Below are 23,593 nucleotides of genomic sequence, written 5' to 3' on the forward strand. Positions count from 1 at the left end.
TTCGCCGTGCCCGTTCGTCCCACCCGTCCATCCCGCCGCCAACGGGCGATCCGCAAACGCCTCCTGAGAGCGCTGTCGCTCCTGGCGGTCACCGCGCTCGCGCTGGTGCTGACGACGGAGCAGGCGGTGGCGCAGGGCGCCACCCTGCCTCCGCTGACCCTCGCCCCGCTGAAGGGGCTGGTGGCCTGGGCCACCGGCGGCGACCCCTCGTGGAACGGCCTGCCGAAGCAGAAGTCCGGTTCCGCGGCGGGCCGGGGTCACAGCGTTCCGGCGAGCGACACCCGGGCCGGCGGCGGCTCGGGGCACCCGGCGGGCAAGGGCAAGGGCGAGCTGGACGCGTCCAAGCCGCTCACCCGCAACGTCAAGACCGGCCCGAGCGCCTCCGGTCACGAGGGCTTCAACCCCCGGACCAGCAAGCGCGATGCCGCGAAGTCGACCGCCAACTCCGACTACTACGAGAACGCGGACGGCAGCTTCAGCCGGAAGGTCTCCCAGTCCAAGACCAACTACCGTGACCGTTCCGGTGCCTGGCAGCCCGTGGACACCGGGGTGGACAAGGGCGGCGACGGCCGCTGGCACCAGAAGGCCAACTCGCTCACCGTGGACTTCGCGGCCCAGGCCGCCGACGGGGCGCTGGCCTCGCTCGGCGTGGACGAGGGCCACAGCCTCTCGTACGCCCTCAAGGGCGCCGCTCCCGTCCAGGGCACGGCCGCCGGCTCCGCGGTCACATACGCCGGGGTGCTGCCGGACACCGACCTCCAGCTCGCGCCGATGGCCTCCGGGGTCAAGGAGTCGGTGATCCTGCACTCGGCGAAGGCCGGGAACTCCTGGGTCTTCCCGCTGGACCTCAAGGGCCTGACGCCCAAGATCAACGCCGCGGGCGGAGTGGACCTCCAGGACGCCTCGGGCAAGCCGATGGAGACGATCCCGGCCGCCTACGCCTTCGACTCGAAGATCTCCCCGGTCTCCGGTGAGCGCGGCACCACCCACGCGGTGAAGTACGAGCTCACCACCGACGGCGGCAAGCCCGCCCTGCGGATGACCCTGGACGAGGCCTGGCTGCACGACGCGGCCCGCGTCTTCCCGGTGACCGTCGACCCGTCGGTATGGGACCGGCCGAACACCACCTACGTGGAGACCGGCTCGGACATCCCGCAGGTCGACCACTCGATGGAGCAGACCCTCAAGATCGGCTCCTGGGACTCCGGCCCGCACTCCGCCCGCGCCTTCGAGCAGGACTGGTACCGCGCCTTCGACGGCTCCGGCGTCTCGCTGGTCTCGGCCAACCTGCACCTGTACGACATCTGGGCCGCGACCTGCACCCCGCAGTCGATCTCGGTCGCCCAGGTCACCCAGGCCTGGTCCCCGACCACGACCGTCAGCTACCCGGGCCCGTCCATCGGCGGCCAGATCGGCACCGTGACGCCCAGCGTTCCGCACGCCTGCGCCAACACCACGGGCAGCCCCACCGGGGGCGACTGGGTGACCGTACCGCTGGACAAGAACGCCATCCAGAACTGGGCCAACGGCTCGATGACGGACAACGGCCTGGCGATCTACGCGTCGACCACCGACAACCTGCACTGGAAGCAGTTCGGTTCGATGGCCTTCCCCGGCATCGAGCCCTACATCGTCTACGACTACACCGGCAACATCGCGCCGCAGGTCGAAGCGGTGTTCCCGCAGAGCGGCGGGGCGACGGACACCCTGACCCCCGAGCTGCAGGCCTTCGCCGACGACGACCACGCGCCCAACGCGTCCGTGCAGTATCGATTCTTCGTCTACGACACCAACAGCACCCAGGTCGTCGACTCCGGGCTGACCGGCAGCGGCTCGTGGACCGTCCCCGCGGGCAAGCTGAAGTGGGGCCAGTCCTACTACTGGACCGCGCAGGCCTACGACGGCGCGCTGTACTCCGAGTCGTACCCGTGGTCCGTGCTGAGCGTCCAGGTGCCCCAGCCGGCCCTCACCTCCTCCCTGTCCCAGAACAGCGACGCCCGCGGCTTCGACCCGGCCATCGGCAACTTCACCAAGTCGGTCACCGACGCCGAGGTCGGCGGGGCCGGCCCGTCCCTGGACGTGGTCCGCAGCTACAACTCCCGTGACTCCCGCACCACCGGCGCCTTCGGCACCGGCTGGTCGAGCGTCTTCGACGCCCGCGCCACCGAGCGCTACAACGCCTCCGGCGCCGTGGCCGCGGTGACCGTCACCTACCCCGACGGCTCCCAGGTCGGCTTCGGCAAGAACGCCGACGGCACCTTCACCCCGCCGTCCGGGCGCTTCGCCACCCTGCGTTCCGTCACCGGCGGCTACACGCTCACCGACAAGAACGCGACCGTCGACACCTTCACCCAGTCCCTGGGCTCCGGTGCCTACGGAGTCACCTCCATAGCCGACGCCAACGCCCGGGCCGTCAACTTCACCTGGGCCTCGGGCCGGATCTCGGCGATGACCTCCGGGGTCTCGGGCCGCGCGCTCCACCTGAACTGGGCCACCCCCTCCGGCGCGGGCGCCGCCCACGTCTCCTCCGTGTACACCGACCCGGCCAAGCCGGGCGACTCGGCCACGGTCCTGACCTGGAACTACACCTACACCGGCGACCAGCTGACCAAGCTCTGCGCGCCCACCGACACCACCAGCTGCAGCCAGTACGACTACACGGCCGGCTCGCAGTTCCAGACCCAGGTCCTGGACGCCGGGGCCTCCTCGCTCTGGCCGTTCTCCGAGACCGCCGGCGCCACCATGGCGGCCAGCGCGGTCAACACCAACGAGGGCGCCGACAAGGCCACGTACAGCAACGTGACCCTGGGCCAGCCCGGCGCGCTGGCGGGCAGCGGCGCCACCGCGGCGGGGTTCAACGGCACCTCCTCGGTCGTCGAGATACCCAAGAGCCTGGCGAGCAGCTCCAGCCAGTACACGATGTCGATGTGGTTCAAGACGACCACGGCGCCCGGCGTCCTGTTCTCCTACTCGACGCAGCCGCTGAGCTCGGGCACCACCCTCGCCCAGTACACCCCGTCCATCTACATCGGCACGGACGGCAAGATCAACGCCGAGTTCTGGAACACCGGCGGGGTCGCCCCCATGGTCAGCCCCACGGCCGTGACCGACGGCCAGTGGCACCAGGTGGTGCTCTCCGGTGCGGGTTCCTCGCAGAAGCTCTACCTCGACGGGGCCCAGGTCGGCTCCGCCTCCGGCATGATCTCGCGCAGCAGCGGCTACACCAGCGCGCTCCAGGGACACACCTACATCGGCGGCGGTTTCCTCGGCGGCACCTGGCCCGACGAGTCCCACTACTCCACCAGCAGCAACACCGGCTACGCGACCTACTTCAACGGCTCCATCGCCCAGGTCGCCGCCTTCCCGAAGGGGCTGGCCGGTGACCAGGTCACCGCGCTCTACAACGCGGGCAAGAAGACCGGCAGCCTGCTGAGCGGCATGACCCGCCCCTCGGGCAAGCAGTTCGCATCGGTGGCCTACGACACCAACGCGGCCCGGGTCACCCAGGTGACCGACGAGAACGGCGGCCTCTGGAAGGTCGGCGCCCCCTCGGTGGCCGGCTCCAGCCAGGTCTACCGGGCGGCCGTCCTGGGCTCCGGCCCGGCCGGATACTGGCGCCTGGGCGACACCGCGGGCGCGTCCTCCGCGTACGACGAGGTCAACTACGGGCTGAGCACGTACAACGCCGTCACCCTCGGATCCGGGGGTCCCTTCTCGGACGCCACCGCGGCGAAGTTCAACGCGAGCTCCTCCTACGTCCAACTCCCGAGCACCGACACCATCGCCACCGGACCCAACTCCGTGGAGATGTGGTTCAACATGCCGGCGGGCAGTACCGCCGGCGGCGTCCTCTTCGACTACGCGGGTGCCTCGCTCACCGGCGGCAGCCCGGCCTCCAACAGCTACGTCCCCGCCCTGTACGTGGGCAGCGACGGGCTGCTGCGCGGCCGGTTCTGGGGATTCGGCTACGTGACGACCGGCTCCAAGGTCAGTGACGGCAAGTGGCACCACGTCGTGCTCTCGGCCGGGGCGACGGCCGAGACGATGTACCTGGACGGGACCCAGGTCGGCACCTCCGCGGGCACCTTCACGGCCAGCAACTCGCAATACGTCTACGTGGGCGCGGGAGAGGCGGCCGGCTGGCCGTCCGCACCCACCAACACCCTCGGCTACTTCCCCGGCTCCATCGCCGAAGTCGCCTTCTACCGCTCGCAGCTGTCCTCCGCCGAGGCCTCCGCGCACTACCAGGCCGGACAGAACTCCTCGGGCCCGACCCCGGTGGAGACGGTGACCATCACCGAGCCCAGCGGAAAGACCCTGACCCACCAGTACGACCCGAACGCGGGCAACCGGCAGATCGCCGAGGTCGACGGAGGCGGCAACAGGACCACCTACGGGTACGACACGGGCGGCTTCATGCGCACCGTGACCGACCCGAACGGCTCGGTCACCACCACCGGCCACGACGTGCGCGGCAACACCGTGTCCGCCACCTCCTGCCAGAACCAGTCCGCGGGCACCTGCTCCACCAAGTACTTCACGTACTACCCGGACGCCACGACCGCCCCGCTGACCACGGCCGACGCGCGCAACGACGTACTCCTGACGGTCCGCGACGGACGTTCCTCCTCGGCCACCGACAACACCTACCTGACCAGCTACGGCTACGACGCCGCCGGCAACCGCACCACCGTCACCAGCCCGGCCGTCGCGGGCTTCCCGGGCGGCCGCACGGCCACCACCACCTACAGCGACGGAACCGCCGCCTACCCGGCGACCGACAGCGGCAACGTACCGGCGGGCCTGCCGGTCAAGGTCACCTCGCCCGGCGGCGCGATCAGCGCGATCGCCTACCTGCACAACGGCGACATCGCCTCGACCACCATGGCCTCCGGGCTCAAGACCACGTACACCTACGACGGTCTCGGCCGCCCCACCGCCAAGACGGTGATCTCGGACAGCTACCCGGCCGGCCTCACCAACACCTACACCTACGACGGCTCCAGCCAGGTGGTCCAGGAGACCAGCCCCGCCATCACCGACCGGGTCACCGGCGCGGTGCACACCGCCGTGTCCTCGACGGTCTTCGACGCCGACGGCAACGTCACCTCCCAGACGGTGGCGGACACCACCGGCGGTGACGCCCCGCGCACCCAGAGCAGCACCTACGACCAGTACGACCACGTCGCCACGCGCACCGACGCCAACGGCAACGCCGGCTACGCCAACGGGGCCACGACCCGCTTCGCCTACGACACCAGCGGCAACGTCGTCCAGGAGACCAACCCCGCCGGGGACGTCACCCAGTTCACCTACGACTCGGACGGCAAGCTGCTCACCCAGAGCCTGCTGAACCACACCGGGGACCCGAACAACCCGTCCTCCCCGAAGACGCTGGTCGAGTCCTCCCGAGCCTACGACCCGGCCGGCCGCCTGGCCTCGGTGACGGACGCGATGGGCAGCACCACCTCGTACACCTACACCGACGACGGTCTCACCGCGACGGTCACCAGGACCGATCCGAACGGGACCCTCTCCTACGTCCTGCAGTCCAACGTCTACGACGCGGCCGCCAACCTCACCCAGCGCACCACCGACAACGGTGCGACGGTGACGCAGATGCAGGTGGACGCGGCCTCGCGCACCACCGCCACCACCGTCGACCCGTCCGGCGTCAACCGCACCACCAACCTCTCCTTCACCCCCGACGACCTGGTCGCGACCAGCAACCAGCACGACTCCTCGGGCTGGGACCGGACGATCTCGGCCACCTACGACACGGCCGGCCGCGCCCTGACCCGGACCCTGCACGGCGACGCGTCCGGACACCCCAACGCCTGGTGGAAGCTCGACCAGACCTCGGGCTCCACCGTCACCGACAACTCGGGAACCGGCTACACCACGTCCGTCACCGGGCCGGTCGCCTGGTCGGGCGGCGGCGCCACCTTCCACGCCGGCACCGGCGAGCAGATCGCGAGCAACGGTCCGGTGCTCAACACCGGCTCCAGCTTCACCGTCTCCGCCTGGGCGAACGTTCCGGCCGGCGCTCCCACGGGTGTGATCGCCAGCCAGGACTCCACTCAGATGAGCGGTTTCATCCTCTGGTACAACTACGACGGCCACTGGAAGTTCGGCGCGTCCACCTCGGACACCGCCGGCTGGCACGCGGACAGCGTCGGGGCGGCGGGCACGGCGCAGACGGGCACGTGGACCCACCTGGTGGGTGTCTACGACGCATCGGCCGGCACCATCAGCCTGTACGTCAACGGCGTCCTGGCGGGCTCCGCCCCGCACACCGTGGTCGGCGCGAGCAGCGGACCGTTCGTCATCGGCCGGGACCAGGTCTCGGGCGCGGCCAACGCCCCCCTCAGCGGCACCGTCGCCAACGTCCAGGCCTACCAGCGGGCGCTGCCCGCCGCCGAGACGCAGACGCTCTACGGCAACGGACGCACCGGCGGCACCGTCGGCTCCTCCAACGAGCAGACCAGCACCTTCGGGTACGACCAGCGCGGTCTGACCACGAGCGTGCGCGACGCCAACGGCCAGCGGACGGACTTCGTCTACGACGAGGCCGGAAACCGGACCTCGGCCATCGCGCCGACCGTCTCGGTCGAGACCACCGGCGGCAGCGCCGTGCAGGCGGCCCCGACCACCACCTCCGGCTTCAACACCTTCGGTGAGGAGGTGGAGGTCCTCGACCCCAACGGCAACCAGGTCAGGCACACCTACGACGCCAACGGCGAGGAAACCTCCACCACCGACCCGTCCTACACCCCGCCGGGCTCCGGCACCCCGATCACCGCGACCACCTCGCAGACGTACGACGTGCTCGGGAACGTGATCAAGGCGACCCGGCCCGACGGCAAGTTCAGCAGCTACCTCTTCGACCAGCGCGGCGAGCTCGCGCAGGAGACCACCCCGGACGGAAAGAAGACCCGCTACACCTACGACGCGAACGGGGACGTCCTCTCCACCACCGACGCCTCGGGCGGGGTGCGCCAGGCCACGTACGACTGGCTCGGCCGCCGGATCACCAGCAGCGTCCTTGAGCGGTTCCCGACCGCGCAGACCCTGACCAGCACCACCTCGTACGCGGTCACCGCGGGGAACCCGTACGGCGCGTTCGTCTCCTCCGGGACGACGGCCGACGGCCGCACGACCACCTACGCCTACAACCGCGTCGGCGACATGGCCTCCGTCACCGACCCGGTCGGCAACACCACCCGCTACTCCTACGACTTCACTGGCAGGAAGCAGAAGACCACCGCGCCGGACGGCACCTGGTCCCAGGTGGACTACAACGCGATGGGCCTGCCCGCGTACGGCAAGCAGTACGACGCCGGCAACACCCTGCTGGCACAGACCTCGAAGGTCTACGACGCCGTGGGCAACGTCCTGTCCACGACCGACGCCCGCGGAAAGACCTCGACCTTCACCTACGACGCCACCGGCAAGGTGACCGGGGAGGTCCAGCCCGTCGGGGCAGGCACCTCCATCACCACCTCCTTCGGGTACGACGCGGCCGGCCACCGGACCCGCTTCACCGACGGCCGCGGCAACTCCTGGAAGTACACCTACAACGCGTGGGGCTCCCAGGAGACCGCCGTCGCCCCGTCCACGACCGCCTACAGCAGCGCCGCGGACAGCACCACCACGTACGTCTACGACCAGCTCGGCCAGCTCACCCGGGTGAACCAGCCCGGCGGGGTCGTGAACACCATGTCCTACGACGTCTCGGGCAACCTGGTCTCCCAGTCGGGCAGCGGAGCCGAAGTGGCCACCGCCACCCGGTCCTTCACCTACGACGACCTGGGCCAGATCCTGACCGCGCAGACCGCGGCGGCCGGCACCGCGGGACAGGCGGGCTTCCAGAGCGCCACCAGCGAGACCTTCGGGTACGACGACCGGGGCGACCTGCTCTCGGCCGCCGGCTCGGCGGGCAACAGCTCCTTCGCCTACAGCAAGGACGGCCTGCTGACCTCCCGCACGGACGCGGCGGGCACCACCTCCTACGGGTACGACAACGCGGGACGCCTGTCGACCATCGCCGACCCGGCGACCGGCAACACCCTGACGTACGGCTACAACTCGCTCTCCATGCCCGTCTCCATCGGCTACGGGGCGAGCGGCCAGAGCAGGGCCTTCACCTACGACTCCCTGCACCGGCTGACGAAGGACACCCTGACCAAGGGCGCGTCCACCCTGGCCTCCGTCGGCTACGGCTACGACGCCAATGGCAACATGACCTCCAAGACGACCACCGGTGTCACCGGGGCCGCCGCCAACACCTACACCTACGACGACGCCAACCGCCTCACCTCCTGGAACAACGGCACCACCAACACGGCCTACTCCTACGACGCTTCGGGCAACCGCACCCAGGTCGGCTCGAACGTCTTCACCTACGACGAGCGCGACCAGCTGACCTCCGACGGCCAGCACACCTACCGGTACTCGGCGCGCGGCACCATGACGGAGGACCGCCAGGGCGGGACACCGCTGGTCTACGGGTCGGACGCCTACGGGCAGCAGATCCTGGCCGACCAGCAGACGTACAACCTGGACGCGGCGGGTCGCGTGATCACGGCGGCCAACGCGGTGAGCGGCACGCGCACCTTCCAGTACACGGGCGACACCAACCAGGTCGCCTCCGACGGATCCAACACCTACACCTGGGATCCGGGTTCGGGGCTGGTCGGCGTGAACACCCCGGGCGGGGCCACCTCGGCCGGACGCCTGGTGATGACCGACCAGCACGACGACGTCATCGGCCAGTTCGCGACCAACTCCACCACCCTGACGGGTTCGCAGACCTACGACCCGCTCGGCAAGATGACCGCGACCGCCGGTCTGATCGGTCAGCTGGGCTTCCAGTCCGGCTGGACGGACGGGGCGACCAGCAAGGTCAACATGGGCTCGCGCTGGTACAACCCGGGCAACGGCCAGTTCCTCAACAAGGACACCGTCTCCCTCAACGCGGTGCCGACCTCGGTCTCCGCCAACCCGTTCGCCTACGTCAACGACAACCCGCTGGCCGGCACCGACCCGTCCGGTCACTGCTCCTGGTACGACGTGGTCTGCGGCGTCTCGCACGCGGCCAAGACCGTCTCCTCAGCCTGGAACAGCGCCTCCAGCTACGTCTCGCAGAAGGCCGAGCAGGCCTACCACTACGTGGCCCAGGTGGTCACGCAGGTCGTCCAGACGGTCCAGCGCAAGGTCAACAACGCCGTCCACTACGTGGCGGACGTCAGCCGACGGGTCTACCGGACGACGCGACGCGTCTACCGCAACACCGTGAGGACGGTCAGGAACTACGCGAAGGCAACCGTCCACGTGGTCAAAACGGCCTACCACGCGGCCGTGCAGAAGGTGCAGCACGTAGCGCACACGGTGGGCAAGACGGTCAGCCACGCGGCCGCCGCCGTCGGCCATGCGGTCACCGCGACCGCCGCGGCCTCGGCCAGGTACGTGAAGGACCACGCCGCAGCGATCACCTCGTTCGTGGTCTCGGCCGCCGTGTTCGTCGGCTGCGAGGCGGCCATCGGCGTCGCCACCGGCGGTGTCGGAGCCGTCGTGGGCGCCGCTGCCTGCGGAGCCCTCGCGGGTGAGGCGGGCGCCGCGGTCGATCAGGCCTTCAAGTGCCACAAGGGCGAGGCGGGAGCCTGCTCCGTGGGCGCCTTCGGCGCGGCCATCGCGATCGGCGGCATCGGCGGCGCGATCGGCGGCGCCCTGGGCGGCGCCTTCGGCGGCAAGCTGGCCGCCTCCGCCCTCGGCAAGATCCTGCCCTCCTTCGCCACCGGCGCCCTGGAAGGCGCGGCGATGGGCGGAGTCACCGGAGCCATCACCGGCGCGGCCGGCTACGGCCTCACCTGCGGCGACAGCTGCTCATGGTCCGGCGCGGCGAGCGCGGGCGTGAGCGGGGCCGTGGACGGGGCGATCGGTGGTGCGATAGGCGGCGGCATCGGCGGCGCGCTCAAGGGCAGGGGAGGCTGCGGGGTGACCCACAGCTTCACCGGCTCCACCCCGGTCCTGATGGCCGACAACTCGGTCAAGCCGATCGACCAGATCAAGATCGGCGACCAGGTCGCCAACGCCGTCCCGGGCAAGAGCGGGACCGAATCCCACACGGTCACGGACGTCATCGTCACCACGACGGACCACGACTTCGTCAACGTCACCATCGCCCCGGCCACGACGGCCACGACGCCCAAGACCACGGAGGCCGTCACCCCGCAGGCCACGACCACCGAAGCCGCCCCGGCCAAGTCCGGCGGACGCTGGTCCAAGGCCGCCCTCGGCCTGGCCGCGAGCGTCGCGGCCCTCACCCTCTGGGCGGGATCACCGGCCCAGGAGGCCCAGGCGGCGGAAGCGCCGTCCACCACGGCGCAGTCGCAGCCGGCGGCGGCCGACACCGGCTCGGACGCCGAGGTCGACGCCCACGGCTCGACCCTCACCACCACCTTCCACCACCCCTTCTACGACCAGACCCGGCACGCCTTCGTCGACGCCCAGGACCTCCACCCGGGCGACGTCCTCCAGACCCCCTCGGGCACGGCCACCGTCACGGCGGTCCAGCTCTTCCACGCCGACACCACCACGTACGACCTCACCATCGGCGACCTGCACACGTACTTCGTGCTGGCCGGCGAGACCCCCGTGCTCGTGCACAACTGCAAGAACGGGGACACCTACGAGGCCGGCGGCAGCGTCAGGTACAAGGGGTTCGACAGCCTGGGCCGCCCGACCGGAGTCTCGGCTTCCATCAGCCGGGACATGCTCCGCATCAAGGACGAGGGCCAGAAGGGACTCGGCACCGAGGCCGGTAAGATCAAGCCGCCGGGCTGGCGCAACCAGGGGAACTTCTTCAACGAAGCGCGCGGGCACCTGTTCGCGGGGCGCCTCGGAGGCAAGGGAACGGGCTCGAACGGGAAGCGCAACCTGGTCACGCTGACCCAGGACCCCACGAACACGCCCGATATGGCGAATCTGGTCGAGAGCCCGATATTCGAGCGCGTAAAGGCGAATGAGATCGTGCAGTACGACATCACGCCCGTGTACGAGGGATCCAATCCCATTCCCATCGAGATACGCATGGAAGCCGTGGGCAACCAGGGGTTCCAGCTGTCGGCATGGCTGACGAACCCCGCCGCCGCGATCCGCACAGGAGGCAATGGGGTTTACTGAGCCGGGTTTTTCGTACCACTGGTTTTGGTTTGGTGAGATCGGAGTCGAAGTGTCTGCTTTTCTGGAATCGCTCATCCGGATGTGCCCCCCGGGTCCCCGGGCCGGGGACCCGGTCGACTGGGCCGCGCTGGAAGAGAGCCTCGGCTTCGAGCTCCCCGGCGACTACAAGGAACTGACCGCGGCGTATCCCCCCGGGCTGTTCGGAGATTTCCTCTCCGTCATCTGCCCGGTGTACCCGGTCCCCACCGTCGATCTCCGTGCACAGATCGAGGCCGCGCAGCTCACGCTCCGTATCCTGCTGCGCGCCGGCCATGAGCTCCCCTGCGACCGGAGCCTGCTGGTTCCGGTCTGCACCACGGAGAACGGAAACCGGGTCTTCTGGATGCGGGACCCGCTGACGGAGCCCGACCGCTGGCCGCTCGTGGTGAACGAGCCCCGCGGACCCGAGTGGTCCAGGTTCGACGGCGGAATCGTCGAGTTCCTGGTCGGGGTCCTCTCGGGGACGACGCGGATCGACGTCTTCCCCGAGGACTACCCCTGGGACAAGCCGACGTTCGAGTCGATCTTCGGCTGACCGAAAGGCCAAGGCCAAGGCCGAAGCCCGGCCGAACGGCCGATGCGGGGGCGGGGGACGGTGGGGCAACCTCTACAGGTTGTCCCACCGTCCCCCGCCCCCGTTCTCCGTAAGGAGGCGCCGTGCTGCACGCCCTCTATCTCCTCGGCATAGCCGCCTTCGCCGCCTCCGGCGTCCTCGCCGCGCACCGCGCCAACATGGACCCCTTCGGCGGGCTGGTCCTCGCCTTCGCGGCCAGCATCTCGGGCGGGACCCTGCGCGACCTCATCCTCGACCGGCACCCGCTGTACTGGACGCACGACTGGCTGCTGCTCGTCCTCATCGCGTCCGTGGCCGTGGCCACCATGCTCTACCTGCGCCGCTGGGAGCTCCCGCACCGCGCGCTCATGGTGGTAGACGCGGTCGGGCTGGCCGTGGTCACCGTCATCGGGGCCCGCGCCGCCATCGACGCGCACGTCACCCCCGTCGCCGTGCTCATCCTCGCCGTCCTGACGGGAGTCACCGGCGAGGTCGTCCGCGACGTGCTCTGCGGGGAGTTCCCGCCACTGCTGCTGCGCGAGGAGGTGTACGCGACGGCCGCGCTCGCCGGGGCCCTGTGCTACCTCGGCCTGCACTCCGCCGGGACCTCGGACACCGTCGGCACCGTCGTGTCCGCCGTCCTCGTCTTCGGACTCCGGATGGCCGCCGTCTTCCGCGATCTGCACCTGCCCCGCCTGCAGCGCGTATCCGGCTGATCCCTATCCTCGGGGGGTGACCCACGACATCGCCCGGCTCGACGCCATCCAGCTCGCCGCCCACCGGGACGAACTCGCCGATCTCCTCCTGGCCGTCGTGCGATCCGGTTCCTCCATCGGCTTCCTCGCCGACCTCGACCGGGCCGGCGCCGCCGCCTGGTGGGACTCGCTGCTCCCCGCCGTCGAAGAGGGCTCCCTCGCGCTGTGGGTGTCCCGGGGGCCGGACGGCGTGGCCGACGGCACGGTCAGCTGGTACCGCGAGACGAAGGCCAACGGCCGCCACCGCGCCGAGGTACGCAAGCTGATGGTCCACCCCGGGGCCCGCGGCCGCGGCACCGGCCGCGCGCTGCTCGCCGAGGCCGAGGCGGCCGCCGCCCGCGCCGGGGTGCTGCTGCTGTTCCTGGACACCGAGAGCGGCAGCCCCGCCGAGCGCGTCTACCGGGCGGCCGGCTGGACCGTGGCCGGCTCCATCCCCGACTACGCCACCGATCCCGCCGGACGGCTGGTGGCGACCACGCTCTACTACAAGCACACGAAGCAGTAGGGGTCTCCTCGGTGACCTCGCCCGCCGCGCCGCGTTAGACCCGTAGGCACCGGCCACCGAGCGAGGGAGACCGTATGTACGCAGCACCCGCCGCCGCCGAACCACTCACCCGCCGCGCGGTCCTCCGTACGGCATTCACCGCGGCCGTGTTCGCCGGCACCGCCGCGGCGCTGGCCCCCGTACTGCGCGCCCGCCGCCCCCGGCAGACCCTCACGCCGGCCCCGCTCACGCGGTTCACCGAGGAGACCTACCGCGGCCGCCACATCGCCGTGGACCTCGCGGCCGCCGCCGTCCGCATCGACGGCCGGCCCCTGCACGTCATGCGCCGCGCCGACGGCAGCTACCTCAGCGGGATCAACCACTTCCAGTCCTACGACACCCCGTTGCAGCTGGCCCGCGCGGCGGTGGACGAACTGGGTTCCAACCAGCTGGCGTTCGGGGCCCCGCACCACGGCGGACTGGAGTAACGGCCGTGTACACCAGGCAGAACCAGAAGGACCTGACCAGCGCGCAGAAGAAGCGGTTCACGGCGGCCGTGATCGAGCTCAAGCGCAACGGCACCTACGACGCCTTCGTGCGCACCCACGACAAGTACTTCGTCCCGGACCGCGACAGCAAGTTGCGCGTCGGACACATGTCGCCGTCGTTCTTCCCCTGGCACCGCTGCTACCTGCTGGAGTTCGAGCGTCAGCTGCAGACCGTCGACTCCGGTGTCACCATCCCCTACTGGGACTGGACCACCGACAACAGCCCGGCCTCCTCCCTGTGGGCCGACGACTTCCTCGGCGGGACCGGCCGCGAGAGCGACCGTCAGGTGATGACGGGCCCGTTCGCCTACGAACGGGGCAACTGGACGGTCACCGTGGGCATCACGGAAGCCCGCTTCCTCACCCGCAACCTGGGCCGGCCGCAGAACCCGATCAGCCTGCCGACCCCGGCCGAGCTCCAGTGGGCGATCGACGACCCGACGTACGACTCCGCGCCGTGGGACTCGACGGCCGCGGACGGCGGCTTCCGCAACAAGCTGGAGGGCTGGTCCGCGCCCAAGAGCGAGAAGTGGCGCAACCACAACAAGGTGCACCAGTGGATCGGCGGTCACATGACCGGCGGCACCGCGCCCAACGACCCGGTGTTCTGGCTGCACCACGCCTTCGTGGACCTGCTCTGGGACCGCTGGCAGCAGAAGCACCCGGAGGCCGGCTACCTGCCCGCCGCCCCGCTCGAACTGGGCGACCTCCAGCGCGGCCGGGTGATCGCCGCCGACGAGCCGATGCCGCCCTGGGACGTCAGCCCGCGCGAGATGCTCGGCCACCAGGGGCTCTACCGCTACGAATGATCCGGCCCGCACCGCTCCCGGTGAGCCCGGGGGCGGGGCGACGGCACGGGAAAGGGGCCCCCGCCGCACGGCGGGGGCCCCTTCAGGGCCGGTCAGGCGCTTCAGCCGCCGTAGTTGCCCTCGGTGTGGTGGCCGCCACCGGACTGGTTGATGCAGGTGTTGCCGAACGCCGGGTTCAGCAGGCCGATCACGTTGACGGTGTTGCCACAGACGTTGACCGGGACGTGCACCGGAACCTGGAGCAGGTTGCCCGACAGGACACCGGGGGAGCCGACCGCCGCACCGTGCGCTCCGGCATCGGCAGCCGCCAGACCCGCACCGGCGGCCAGGGCGCTACCGGCGGCAGCGGTGATGACGAATGCCTTCGCGATACGCGACATCAAGATCTCCTAGAGAGGAACGTGGGTGCCGCAGAAAGAGAGAACCTGCGGCGTTTGACATGGCATACAACGCGGGGACCGCCCAAGGGTCACGGCCGCTGGGCCGCCTGTGATCCGAACTACTTGGTGGTCCCGAATCGGGCGGAGGCGAAGTACGGCCGCACCGGCTGGACGGCTCCCGGCCGCAGGACCTCCACCGCGGGGCCCGCGCAGCCGGGTTCCCGGTAGAGCGTCACCGTGGCCCCGGTCTTGTTCGTCACCGCCCGCCCGCCGCCGCCCGACGCGGCCAGGCAGCCCTTGGGGGCCGTGAAACCGTGCGGCTTGTCGTCCGTGCCCAGGTACTGGAACCCCGGACCGACGGTCGACGGAGTACCCAGGGCGGCGGTCGGGCCGTCGGCCGCGTACGCGTCGGCGCCCGTCAGCGTCGCGGCCGCGGCCGCGAACAGCAGGACCGGGACCGAGCCGGCCCGGACCAGGCTCCGAATGGTGTGGTGAAGAGGCATGGATCGCATGCCCGCCCAACCCGGCGCGCCCCGGCGGGGGTCACGCCTTGTCACCCGCCGCGCGCCTGTGCGACGGTGCGTCCGGTGGTGCGCGCACCACCGGATCCAGCCGGATTCAGCCCAGGAGGACGGACACGATGAGCACAGCGGCCGACGAAGCCCAGGACCGTACCGGATCCGGTCCACGGCCCAGGGTCCGGACCGCCTACGGCACCGTCGAGGGCCGCGGCGGCCCCGCCGGCACCGCCGTTTTCCGCGGCATCCCCTACGCCGCCCCACCCGTCGGCGCCCTGCGCTTCGCCGCGCCCGCGCCCCCCGAGGCGTGGGAGGGCGTGCGCGATGCCGGTGCGTACGGGCCCACCGCGCCCAAGGTGCCCTACCCCGACGACTTCGCCGCGCTGCTGCCCGACCCGGAGATCCCCGGCGAGGACTGCCTCAACCTCAACGTGTGGACCCCGGCCCCGGAGCCTGGCGCCCGGCTGCCCGTCATGGTGTGGATCCACGGCGGGGCGCTCACCCGCGGCTCCTCGGCCGTCCCCGTCTACGACGGTTCCTCCTTCGCCCGCGACGGAGTCGTCCTCGTCTCCGTCAACTACCGCCTCGGCGTCCTCGGCTACGGACTTTTCCCCGACGCCCCCGCCAACCGCGGCCTGCTCGACCAGATCGCCGCCCTGACCTGGGTCCGCGAGAACATCGAAGCCTTCGGCGGCGACCCCGGCCGGGTCACCGTCTTCGGCGAATCCGCCGGGGCCATCAGCATCGGCGCCCTGCTCGCGGCCCCCCGCGCGGCCGGCCTCTTCCACCAGGCGGTCCTGCAGAGCGGCGCCCCCGAGGCACTGGCGCGCGAGAAGGTCCGCACGATGGTCCGGCGGATGGCCGCGCTGCTCAAGGTGGACGCCACCGCCGGGGTCTTCGCCGCCGTCGCCCTGCCCGACCTGCTCGCCGCCCAGGCGGCCGTACTGCGCCGCTCCTCCCCGCTGCTCGGCGGCCCCGCCTTCGGCCTGGTCGCCGACCCGGACACGCTGCCGGCGGACCCGCTCGAAGCGGCGGCGGAGGCTGCCGGGGAGGTGCCGCTGCTGCTGGGCTGGACCGCCGAGGAGTACCGGCTCTGGCTGGCCCCGACCGGCGCCATGCGGCTCCTGGACCGGCTGGGGCCGCTCGCCGTGGCCCTGGGCCGGATCCGCGGCGGCAAGGACCGGGCCGCCGTACGGGCACTGCGCGCCGAGCGGCCGGAAGCGGGCCCGGCCGACCTCGCCGGCCACCTGCTCACCGACCGGCTGCTGCGCGATCCGCTGCGCCGGCTCGCCGCGGGCGGCGGGGAGCGCGCGCAGCGGCGTACCGCTCCGCGCTTCGTCTACGAGTTCGCGTGGCCCTCCGGAGTCCCGGGACTCGGGTCTTGCCACGCGCTGGAACTGGGCTTCGTCTTCGACACCCTGTCCGTGCCCGAGGCCTCCTGGCTGGCCGGGCCCGACGCCCCGCAGGAGCTGGCGCGGGAGATGCACGCGGCCTGGGTGCGCTTCGCCGTCGAAGGGGACCCGGGCTGGGCGCCCTGGAACGGCGACGGCCCGCCGAAGGTGTTCGGCGGGCCGGAGCGGGAGGAACGGGGGCTGAAGGAAACGGAGCCCGGTGCGGACCGGCCGGTTACTCCACTGGTCCTTCCATGACCTTGCTGATGAACTGGATCGGCCCCTCGCCCATGTTGGGAACATAGGTCTTGGCGTTGTGCTGGCCGCCCTGGATGACCCTCAGGTCGGTGTGGATCGGCCCCTTGCCGTACGTGGCGATGAACTTCTGCACGTTCGGCAAGGTGTTCTTGTTGCTCTCGTTGGTGCCGACCTGGAAGGCCAGGTAGACGTCCGGCCCCTTCTTGTCGATCAGCTCCTTGGCGAGCAGCTCGGGGTTGTTCTCCGCCTTCTCCTTGTCGTGGCCCTTCCACAGGGAGGAGTCGGGGACGATGTCCGGGCCGGAGCAGATCGCGGCCTTGAACTTCTCCGGGTACTTCAGCACGGCCTTCAGGCTCGCGAAGCCGCCGGTGGAGGAGCCCATGTACGACCAGCCGTCCCGGGACTTGATCGTGCGGAAGTTCGCCCGCATCAGGTCCGGGACGTCGTCGGTCAGCCAGGTGCCCATCTTGGGCTGGTCCGGGATGTCCGAGCCGTCCCAGTAGATGCCCTTCTCGTCCCCGGCCGGGTTCAGCACCGGCATGGCCAGGATGAAGGGCTTGCTCTTCCCCTCGCTGTACCACTTGGTGATGCTGGCCTCGAGGCCCAGGTCGGCGCCCATCCAGTAGTTGTTCGGGAAGCCCGCGCCGCCGGGCAGGGCGATCATGACCGGGAACCCGCTCTTGGCGTACTTCGGGTCGTTGTACTCCTTGGGGGCCCAGACCCAGACCTTGCCCTTGAAGCCGGACTTCTTGCCGTCGAAGGTGGTGACGGCGATGTGCGTGCCGTCGGCCAGGGTGTTCGCGTTCTTGAAGTCCGCCGCCGGGCCGGTCGGCATGGACATCTTCGAGTTCGGCGGCGGCTTGGCGGCCGAACCACCGGTATTGCCGGAACCGCCAGGGGCCTTCCCGAAGGAAACGCTCTCGCCCTTGTCGGTGAACGGCGGTATCTCGTAGTAGCTCATCACGGCCGCGCCGACGCCCGCGAGCGCCAGCACGGAGACGCCCGCGATCACCCAGCGCCGGACCCTGGAGCGGCGCCGAGGCGGCTCCCACGGCTCCTGCTGGTCGCCGTGGGGAGGCTGGTCGCCGTAAGGGGGCTGCCCGTCGTAGGGCCGCTGCTCGCGGTACGGCTGCTGCTGCTCACCGTAGCCGGGCTCCTGCCCGTAGCCGGGCTGCCGGCCGTAGCCGGGCTGCTGCCCGTACGGATCCTGGCGGCCGTAGCCCTCCTGCTGTCCGTAAGGAGGCTGCTGCTGACCGTAGCCCTGGCCCTGGCCGTAGCCCCGACCCTGACCGTAGCCCTGGCCCTGCGGAGGGTGAGGGGGGTACTGCTGCTGCCCTTGCGGGTACGGCTGCCCGTAGGGCGGCTGCTGCGACATGTGCGGGTGCTCTCCGGCTTGGTGCTGCCCCATTGGGGCGGGATGAGACTGCTTTCGATCGAAAGGATGAGCGTACGTGCTCCGGGGTTCCTCATTTTTCCGACTCTTGGGGTTCCTTAGAGAAGGACGTTGCCCGTCGCGAAAACGGCCTGTGGAGTTCCCGTTCTGTTCGCCAAGTATCCCTGGCCCATGCACATGCCACTCGGTACGGTACGTCCGCGCCGCCCCAGACTCCCCCTGCCCGGAGGTATTTTCCGTGTTCGGCATGCCCATTTCACGGTCCCGTCGCAAGACCGCCCTCGCCACCGCCTTCGGCCTCACCGCCGCCGCGGCCGCGCTGTGGGCGGGCATCGGCACCGCTCAGCCCGCGCACGCGGCAGGCCTGCCCGCACCCGACCACATCGTCGTCGTGGTCTTCGAGAACCACGCCTACAACCAGGTCATCGGCAGCTCCAGCGCCCCCTACATCAACTCCCTCAAGACCGGGGGAGCCAACCTGACCAACTCCTTCGGCATCACGCACCCGAGCCAGCCCAACTACCTGCAGCTGTTCTCGGGCTCCAACCAGGGCGTGACCGGCGACAGCTGCTACACGCCCGGCTTCAGCTCCGCGCCCAACCTGGCGTCCGAGCTGATCGCCGCCGGCAAGACCTGGGGCAGCTACAACGAGACCCTGCCGAGCCAGGGCTCCACCACCTGCTCCAGCGGCAAGTACGCGCAGAAGCACAACCCCTGGTTCGCCTTCTCCAACGTGCCCACCAGCACCGCGAAGACGATGACCCAGTTCCCGACGGACTTCACCACCCTGCCCAAGACCTCGTTCGTCGTCCCGAACCTCTGCAGCGACATGCACGACTGCTCCGTCGGCACCGGCGACACCTGGCTCAAGAACAACCTCAAGGCCTACGCGGACTGGGCCAAGACCCACAACAGCCTCCTCGTCGTCACCTTCGACGAGGACAACCGGCTCGCCGGCAACAAGATCCCGACCGTGTTCTACGGCCAGTCCGTGACCCCGGGCTCCACCACCTCCACGACCTACAACCACTACGACATGCTGCACACCCTCGAAAGCCTCTCCGGCCTGACCACCCACGCGGGGAACGCTGCGAGCGCCGCCGACATCACGGGGATCTGGACTTCCTGACCATGTACGTTGCGGACAGTCGCGGTACCCCCGCGCCCGCCGTGACCCCCGAGCCGCAGGCCGTCGCCCCGGGCATCCGCCCGGGGCGGCGCGCCGCGCTCGCCCCCACGGTGCTCGCCCTCGGCACGGTCAGCCTCATCACCGACGTCTCCTCGGAGATGGTCACGGCCGTGCTCCCGCTCTACCTCGTCGCCGGACTCGGGCTCACCCCGCTCGGCTTCGGACTGCTCGACGGCCTCTACAACGGGGTCAGCGCCCTCGTCCGGCTCACCGGCGGCCACCTCGGCGACCGCTTCGGCCGCCACAAGGCCCTCGCCGGGATCGGCTACGGACTCTCCGCCCTGTGCAAGCCGCTCCTGCTGCTCGCACACACCCTGCCCGCCATCGGGGCCGTCCTCGCGCTCGACCGCACCGGCAAGGGCCTGCGCACCGCCCCGCGCGACGCGCTGATCTCGCTGTCGGCCGCCCCCGAGGACCGCGGCCGGGCCTTCGGTGTGCACCGCGCCATGGACACCGCCGGAGCGCTGATCGGGCCGATCCTGGCCTTCCTCATCCTGCGCGGCGCCGCCGAGGGCTACGACGCCGTCTTCACGGTCAGTGCCTGCGTGGCCGCGCTCGGCGTCCTGGTGCTGGTGCTCTTCGTACCGGGCCGGCGCACCGCGCCCAAAGCCACCGGAGCCCCCGTCTCGCTGCGGGCCTCCTTCGGGCTGCTGGGCCGCCGCGACCTGCGCCGGATCAGCCTCTGCGCCCTGCTGCTCGGCCTGTGCACCGTCAGCGACGCCTTCGTCTTCCTGCTGCTCCAGCACGCCACGGGCATTGCCGACCGCTGGTTCGCCCTGCTGCCGCTGGGCACCGCCGCCGCGTTCTTCCTGCTCGCGCTGCCGCTCGGGCGGCTCGCCGACCGCGTCGGCCGCTGGCGCGTCTTCCTCGGTGGCCACCTGGCGCTGCTCGCCGCCTACGGGATCCTCCTCGTCGGCGGGGACCAGCCGGCGCTGCCGTACGCGGTCCTCCTGCTGCACGGCGCGTTCTACGCGGCCACCGACGGTGTGCTCATGGCCACGGCCGCCGGAGCCGTCCCCGAGGAGCACCGCGGCGGGGGCCTCGCCCTCGTCCAGACCGGCCAGGCCCTCGCCCGGTTCGCCGCCTCGCTCGGCTTCGGAGCAGCCTGGACGTTCTGGGGCGCCCGCCCCGCGCTGGCCGTCGCCGCCGTGACCCTGGCCGGAGCCGTCGCGCTCTGCGCCCGGCTGCGGCCGGAGGGCGGCGCCGAAGAGGGTGCGGCTCTCGAGGACGGCGCGGCCGACGCGGTCGACTCGGCCGTCCGAAACATCCCGTAGATCCAGAAAGGCCCCCCACGCATGACCCTGCAGCGCCGGATCCTGATCCTCGTCTCGGCCATCGCCCTGCTCGCCGCCGTCGGAGCGCTCGCCGTCGTACGGGCCTCCTCGCGGGCGGACGAGAAGAACCGGGTCCAGGCCGGCGGGCCGCCGATCACCCCGGGCGAGGTCTCCCTCGCCCGGGGCGACGGCGGCCGGCGGATCGTGTTCCGCAACATGGCCTGGGGGCCGCACCGCGACGAGCTCTCCACCGTGCCCGCGGACGCGCCCGAAGGCGCCCGTACCGCTTCGGGGGTCAGCTGCCTGCGCTTCCACTCCGCGGCCGGCACCGGGATCTGCCTCCAGGCGGAGAAGGGCGGGGTGCAGGACAGCTACAAGGCCGTCGTCCTCGACGCGCACCTGAAGGAGGTCTCCAGCCGTCCGCTGGCGGGCATCCCCACTCGGGCGCGCGTCTCGCCCGGCGGCCACCTGGTCGCCTGGACGGTCTTCGTGGGCGGTGATTCCTACGCCGGTACGAACTTCTCCACCCGGACCTCGCTGCTGGACCTGCGGACGGGGCGGTTCGACGCCTCCCTGGAGGACTTCGCGATCCTCAAGGACGGCAAGGCGTACCGCAACGCCGACGTCAACTTCTGGGGGGTCACCTTCGCGGCCGACGAGCAGACCTTCTACGCGACGCTCGCGACCGGCGGCCAGACCTACCTGGTCCGCGGCGACCTCACCGCGCGCACGGTGACCACGCTGCGCGAGAACCTGGAATGCCCGTCCCTGTCGCCCGACGGGACCCGGCTGGTCTTCAAGAAGCGGGTGCCCGGCCTGTCGCCGGACGCGCCGTGGCGGCTGTACGTCCTGGACCTGGGCACGATGACGGAGACCCCGCTCGCGGAGGAGCGCAGCGTCGACGACCAGGTGGTGTGGACCGACGACAGGACGGTCGTCTACTCCCTGCCCGGAGACTTCGGCGCCGATCTGTACTCGCTGCCCGCGGACGGCAGCGGAGCACCGGCCCGGTTCATGACCTCGGCCCTCGCCCCCGCCTTCCTCGGCTGACGCCGGGGAGACGGGGGGAGGGTCGTGCGCGGACCGCCTGCGGCCCGCGTACGGGCCGCTGTCCGTGCAGAAGGACCGTTACGCCGGGATGAGCGTCTTTCGTCGCCGCTTGCGCTGAGCACCCGCCGACATCCGCAGCTCGATGATCGACCGCACGGTGGGCCACTCCTCGTCGAGGATCGAGTAGAACGCCGTACTGCGGACCGCGCCGTCGAGGCCCCGCGAATGGGCCCGGCGGACCCCCTCGCAGGTGAACCCGAGCCGTTCCATCGCGGCGCGCGAGCGGCCGTTGCGGGCGTCCGCGCGCAGCGAGATGCGGCGCACGCCCCAGGTCTCGAAGGCATGGCGGAGCAGGAGCAGCTTCGCCTCGGTGTTGATGCCGGTTCCCTGGGCTGCCGGGGACAGCCAGGTATTGCCGATCTCGGCGGCATCGGGGATCGCCGTCGCCGGATCGCCGAACGGGACCCCCGGCACGGCGGGCCACACCAGTGGCCCCTGCCAGTAGTCGAGTTCCAGGAACCGGGTCGAACCGACCACCCGACCGTCGGCGGCTCTGACCACCGCGAACGGGAGCGATCGACCCGCTGCCTGATCAGCGAGGGCACGGTCGATGTACTCGTGGGACGCCTGCAACCCGTGAGGTACGGGGGTGAAGGCGTAAGTCGTACGATCCTCGGCCCCGGCCAGGGCCAAGGCCTCGGTGTGGTGGGGGGCGAGGGGCTCGAGCCGCACGGAGCGGCCGGCGAGGAGTACGGGTACGGGCACGGAGCCTTCGGTCCTTCTGGGCGGTGGGGTGGTTGCACAGTCTGCGTCCCTGACGTCGCCCCCCGTGCAAAACACGGGTGAAAGGCAACGGGCTGTCAGGTGAACGCGAGTGGCTCAATGTAGCTCCTTAAAGTGCTCTCATGAACCCCCTGATTGGCAATGGCGTGAACGTCTTTTTCGAGGACTTGGGTCCCCGCGACGGAGCCCCCGTAATCCTCATCCACGGACATCCGTTCAACCACTCGATGTGGGCCCCCCAGACGGCGGCCCTGACCACCGCCGGTTACCGCGTGATCACCCCTGACCTGCGCGGATACGGCCAGAGCCCGGTAGTGCCGGGGAAGACCCTGCTCGCCGACTTCGCCGATGATCTGGCCGCCCTGCTCGATTCCCTGGGAATCGAACAGGCGGTCGTCGGGGGTGTGTCCATGGGCGGGCAGATCGCACTCGAAATGCGGCTGCGCCACCCGGGTCTGATACGGGCCCTCCTGCTCAGCGACACCTCCGCACCGCCGGAGACCGAGGACGGCAGGACCTACCGCCGCGAGCTCGCCGAGCGGCTCCTCGCGGAGGGGATGAAGCCCTACACCGACGAGGTCATCGACAAGATGCTCGCGGCGTACAACGTGACCGCGATGCCCGAGGCGGCCGCGAAGGTGACCGCGATGATGTACGCGACGGATCCGCGGGGCGCGGCCGCCGCGCTGCGCGGGCGGGCCGAGCGGCCCGACTACGGGCCCGTCCTCGCCGCACTGCCGGCCTCCGTGGCCTGCCTGATCCTGGTCGGGCGCGACGACGTGTACACCCCGGTCGCCGAAGCCGAGTCCATGCGGTCGCTGGCCCCGCACTCGGTGCTCGCGGTGATCGACGGGGCCGGGCACCTGCCGGGCGTGGAGCAGCCGGAGGCCTTCAACCGGGCGCTGCTGGAGTTCCTCGCGACGCTCTGAGCGAAGGGGCCCAGCGCCCCGGCGGCCCGGCCGAGTGGCCCGGTGGACCGGCTGCG

15 protein-coding genes are annotated in these 23,593 nt (G+C 71.0%); 11 read left to right on the top strand and 4 right to left on the bottom strand.

Translation table 11 applies throughout. The features are described 5' to 3' along the window. Nucleotides 1-6: 6 nt before the first annotated feature. The 6 genes from AC3IYJ_RS35540 (at nucleotide 7) to AC3IYJ_RS35565 (ending at nucleotide 14,372) form a co-directional block, all read left to right on the top strand. A complete protein-coding gene (locus AC3IYJ_RS35540) occupies nucleotides 7-11,184 on the top strand; it encodes a LamG-like jellyroll fold domain-containing protein (RefSeq protein ID WP_489398622.1) in 11,178 nt (3,725 codons plus the stop codon). A 49-nt stretch (nucleotides 11,185-11,233) separates the two neighbouring features. Further along, the gene (locus tag AC3IYJ_RS35545) at nucleotides 11,234-11,758 is read left to right on the top strand and encodes an SMI1/KNR4 family protein (protein ID WP_489398623.1); all 525 of its coding nucleotides are present in this window, start codon (nucleotides 11,234-11,236) and stop codon (nucleotides 11,756-11,758) included. A gap of 122 nt (nucleotides 11,759-11,880) precedes the next feature. Then, nucleotides 11,881-12,492 (top strand): trimeric intracellular cation channel family protein, encoded by a 612-nt coding sequence (locus tag AC3IYJ_RS35550; RefSeq protein ID WP_489398624.1) that lies wholly within the window; start codon nucleotides 11,881-11,883, stop codon nucleotides 12,490-12,492. 16 nt (nucleotides 12,493-12,508) lie between these two features. Next, nucleotides 12,509-13,036: a GNAT family N-acetyltransferase gene (locus tag AC3IYJ_RS35555; RefSeq protein WP_489398625.1), complete on the top strand. Its 528-nt coding sequence runs from the start codon at nucleotides 12,509-12,511 to the stop codon at nucleotides 13,034-13,036. Between the two features lie 74 nt (nucleotides 13,037-13,110). Beyond that, entirely contained in the window at nucleotides 13,111-13,503 is a 393-nt protein-coding gene (locus AC3IYJ_RS35560) for a tyrosinase family oxidase copper chaperone (RefSeq protein ID WP_489398626.1), read from the top strand. 5 nt (nucleotides 13,504-13,508) lie between these two features. Next, the gene (locus AC3IYJ_RS35565; RefSeq protein WP_489398627.1) at nucleotides 13,509-14,372 is read left to right on the top strand and encodes a tyrosinase family protein; all 864 of its coding nucleotides are present in this window, start codon (nucleotides 13,509-13,511) and stop codon (nucleotides 14,370-14,372) included. A gap of 101 nt (nucleotides 14,373-14,473) precedes the next feature. Here AC3IYJ_RS35565 and AC3IYJ_RS35570 read toward each other — a convergent pair whose 3' ends face one another. After that, nucleotides 14,474-14,752, bottom strand: a complete 279-nt coding sequence (locus tag AC3IYJ_RS35570; protein ID WP_489398628.1) for a chaplin — start codon at nucleotides 14,750-14,752, stop codon at nucleotides 14,474-14,476. Between the two features lie 119 nt (nucleotides 14,753-14,871). Continuing rightward, nucleotides 14,872-15,255, bottom strand: coding sequence for a hypothetical protein (locus tag AC3IYJ_RS35575; protein WP_489398629.1), 384 nt, complete (start codon nucleotides 15,253-15,255; stop codon nucleotides 14,872-14,874). A gap of 137 nt (nucleotides 15,256-15,392) precedes the next feature. Here AC3IYJ_RS35575 and AC3IYJ_RS35580 point away from each other — a divergent pair, with 137 nt between their 5' ends. Then, a complete protein-coding gene (locus AC3IYJ_RS35580; RefSeq protein WP_489398630.1) occupies nucleotides 15,393-16,919 on the top strand; it encodes a carboxylesterase/lipase family protein in 1,527 nt (508 codons plus the stop codon). Here the strand turns inward: AC3IYJ_RS35580 and AC3IYJ_RS35585 are convergent. After that, entirely contained in the window at nucleotides 16,897-18,294 is a 1,398-nt protein-coding gene (locus tag AC3IYJ_RS35585; RefSeq protein ID WP_489398631.1) for an alpha/beta hydrolase, read from the bottom strand. The genes AC3IYJ_RS35580 and AC3IYJ_RS35585 overlap by 23 nt on opposite strands. Nucleotides 18,295-18,559: 265 nt before the next feature. Between AC3IYJ_RS35585 and AC3IYJ_RS35590 the strand changes: the two genes are divergently transcribed. From AC3IYJ_RS35590 to AC3IYJ_RS35600, 3 genes are read left to right on the top strand one after another with little or no spacing between them, the layout of a single operon-like run. Beyond that, complete coding sequence (locus AC3IYJ_RS35590) at nucleotides 18,560-19,441, top strand: alkaline phosphatase family protein (RefSeq protein WP_489398632.1); 882 nt, start codon at nucleotides 18,560-18,562, stop codon at nucleotides 19,439-19,441. A gap of 2 nt (nucleotides 19,442-19,443) precedes the next feature. Then, nucleotides 19,444-20,775: an MFS transporter gene (locus AC3IYJ_RS35595; RefSeq protein ID WP_489398633.1), complete on the top strand. Its 1,332-nt coding sequence runs from the start codon at nucleotides 19,444-19,446 to the stop codon at nucleotides 20,773-20,775. Nucleotides 20,776-20,796: 21 nt separating this feature from the next. Further along, on the top strand, nucleotides 20,797-21,825 hold the full coding sequence (locus AC3IYJ_RS35600) for a TolB family protein (protein ID WP_489398634.1): 1,029 nt from the start codon (nucleotides 20,797-20,799) through the stop codon (nucleotides 21,823-21,825). A 78-nt stretch (nucleotides 21,826-21,903) separates the two neighbouring features. On the opposite strand, the gene AC3IYJ_RS35605 is transcribed toward AC3IYJ_RS35600, so the two are convergent. Further along, entirely contained in the window at nucleotides 21,904-22,590 is a 687-nt protein-coding gene (locus tag AC3IYJ_RS35605) for a GNAT family N-acetyltransferase (RefSeq protein WP_489398635.1), read from the bottom strand. Between the two features lie 140 nt (nucleotides 22,591-22,730). On the opposite strand from AC3IYJ_RS35605, the gene AC3IYJ_RS35610 reads away from it, so the two are divergent. Further along, nucleotides 22,731-23,537, top strand: a complete 807-nt coding sequence (locus tag AC3IYJ_RS35610) for an alpha/beta fold hydrolase (protein WP_489398636.1) — start codon at nucleotides 22,731-22,733, stop codon at nucleotides 23,535-23,537. The last annotated feature ends 56 nt before the right edge of the window (nucleotides 23,538-23,593 follow it).

It is taken from the genome of Streptomyces sp. GL_140 (assembly GCF_057834465.1).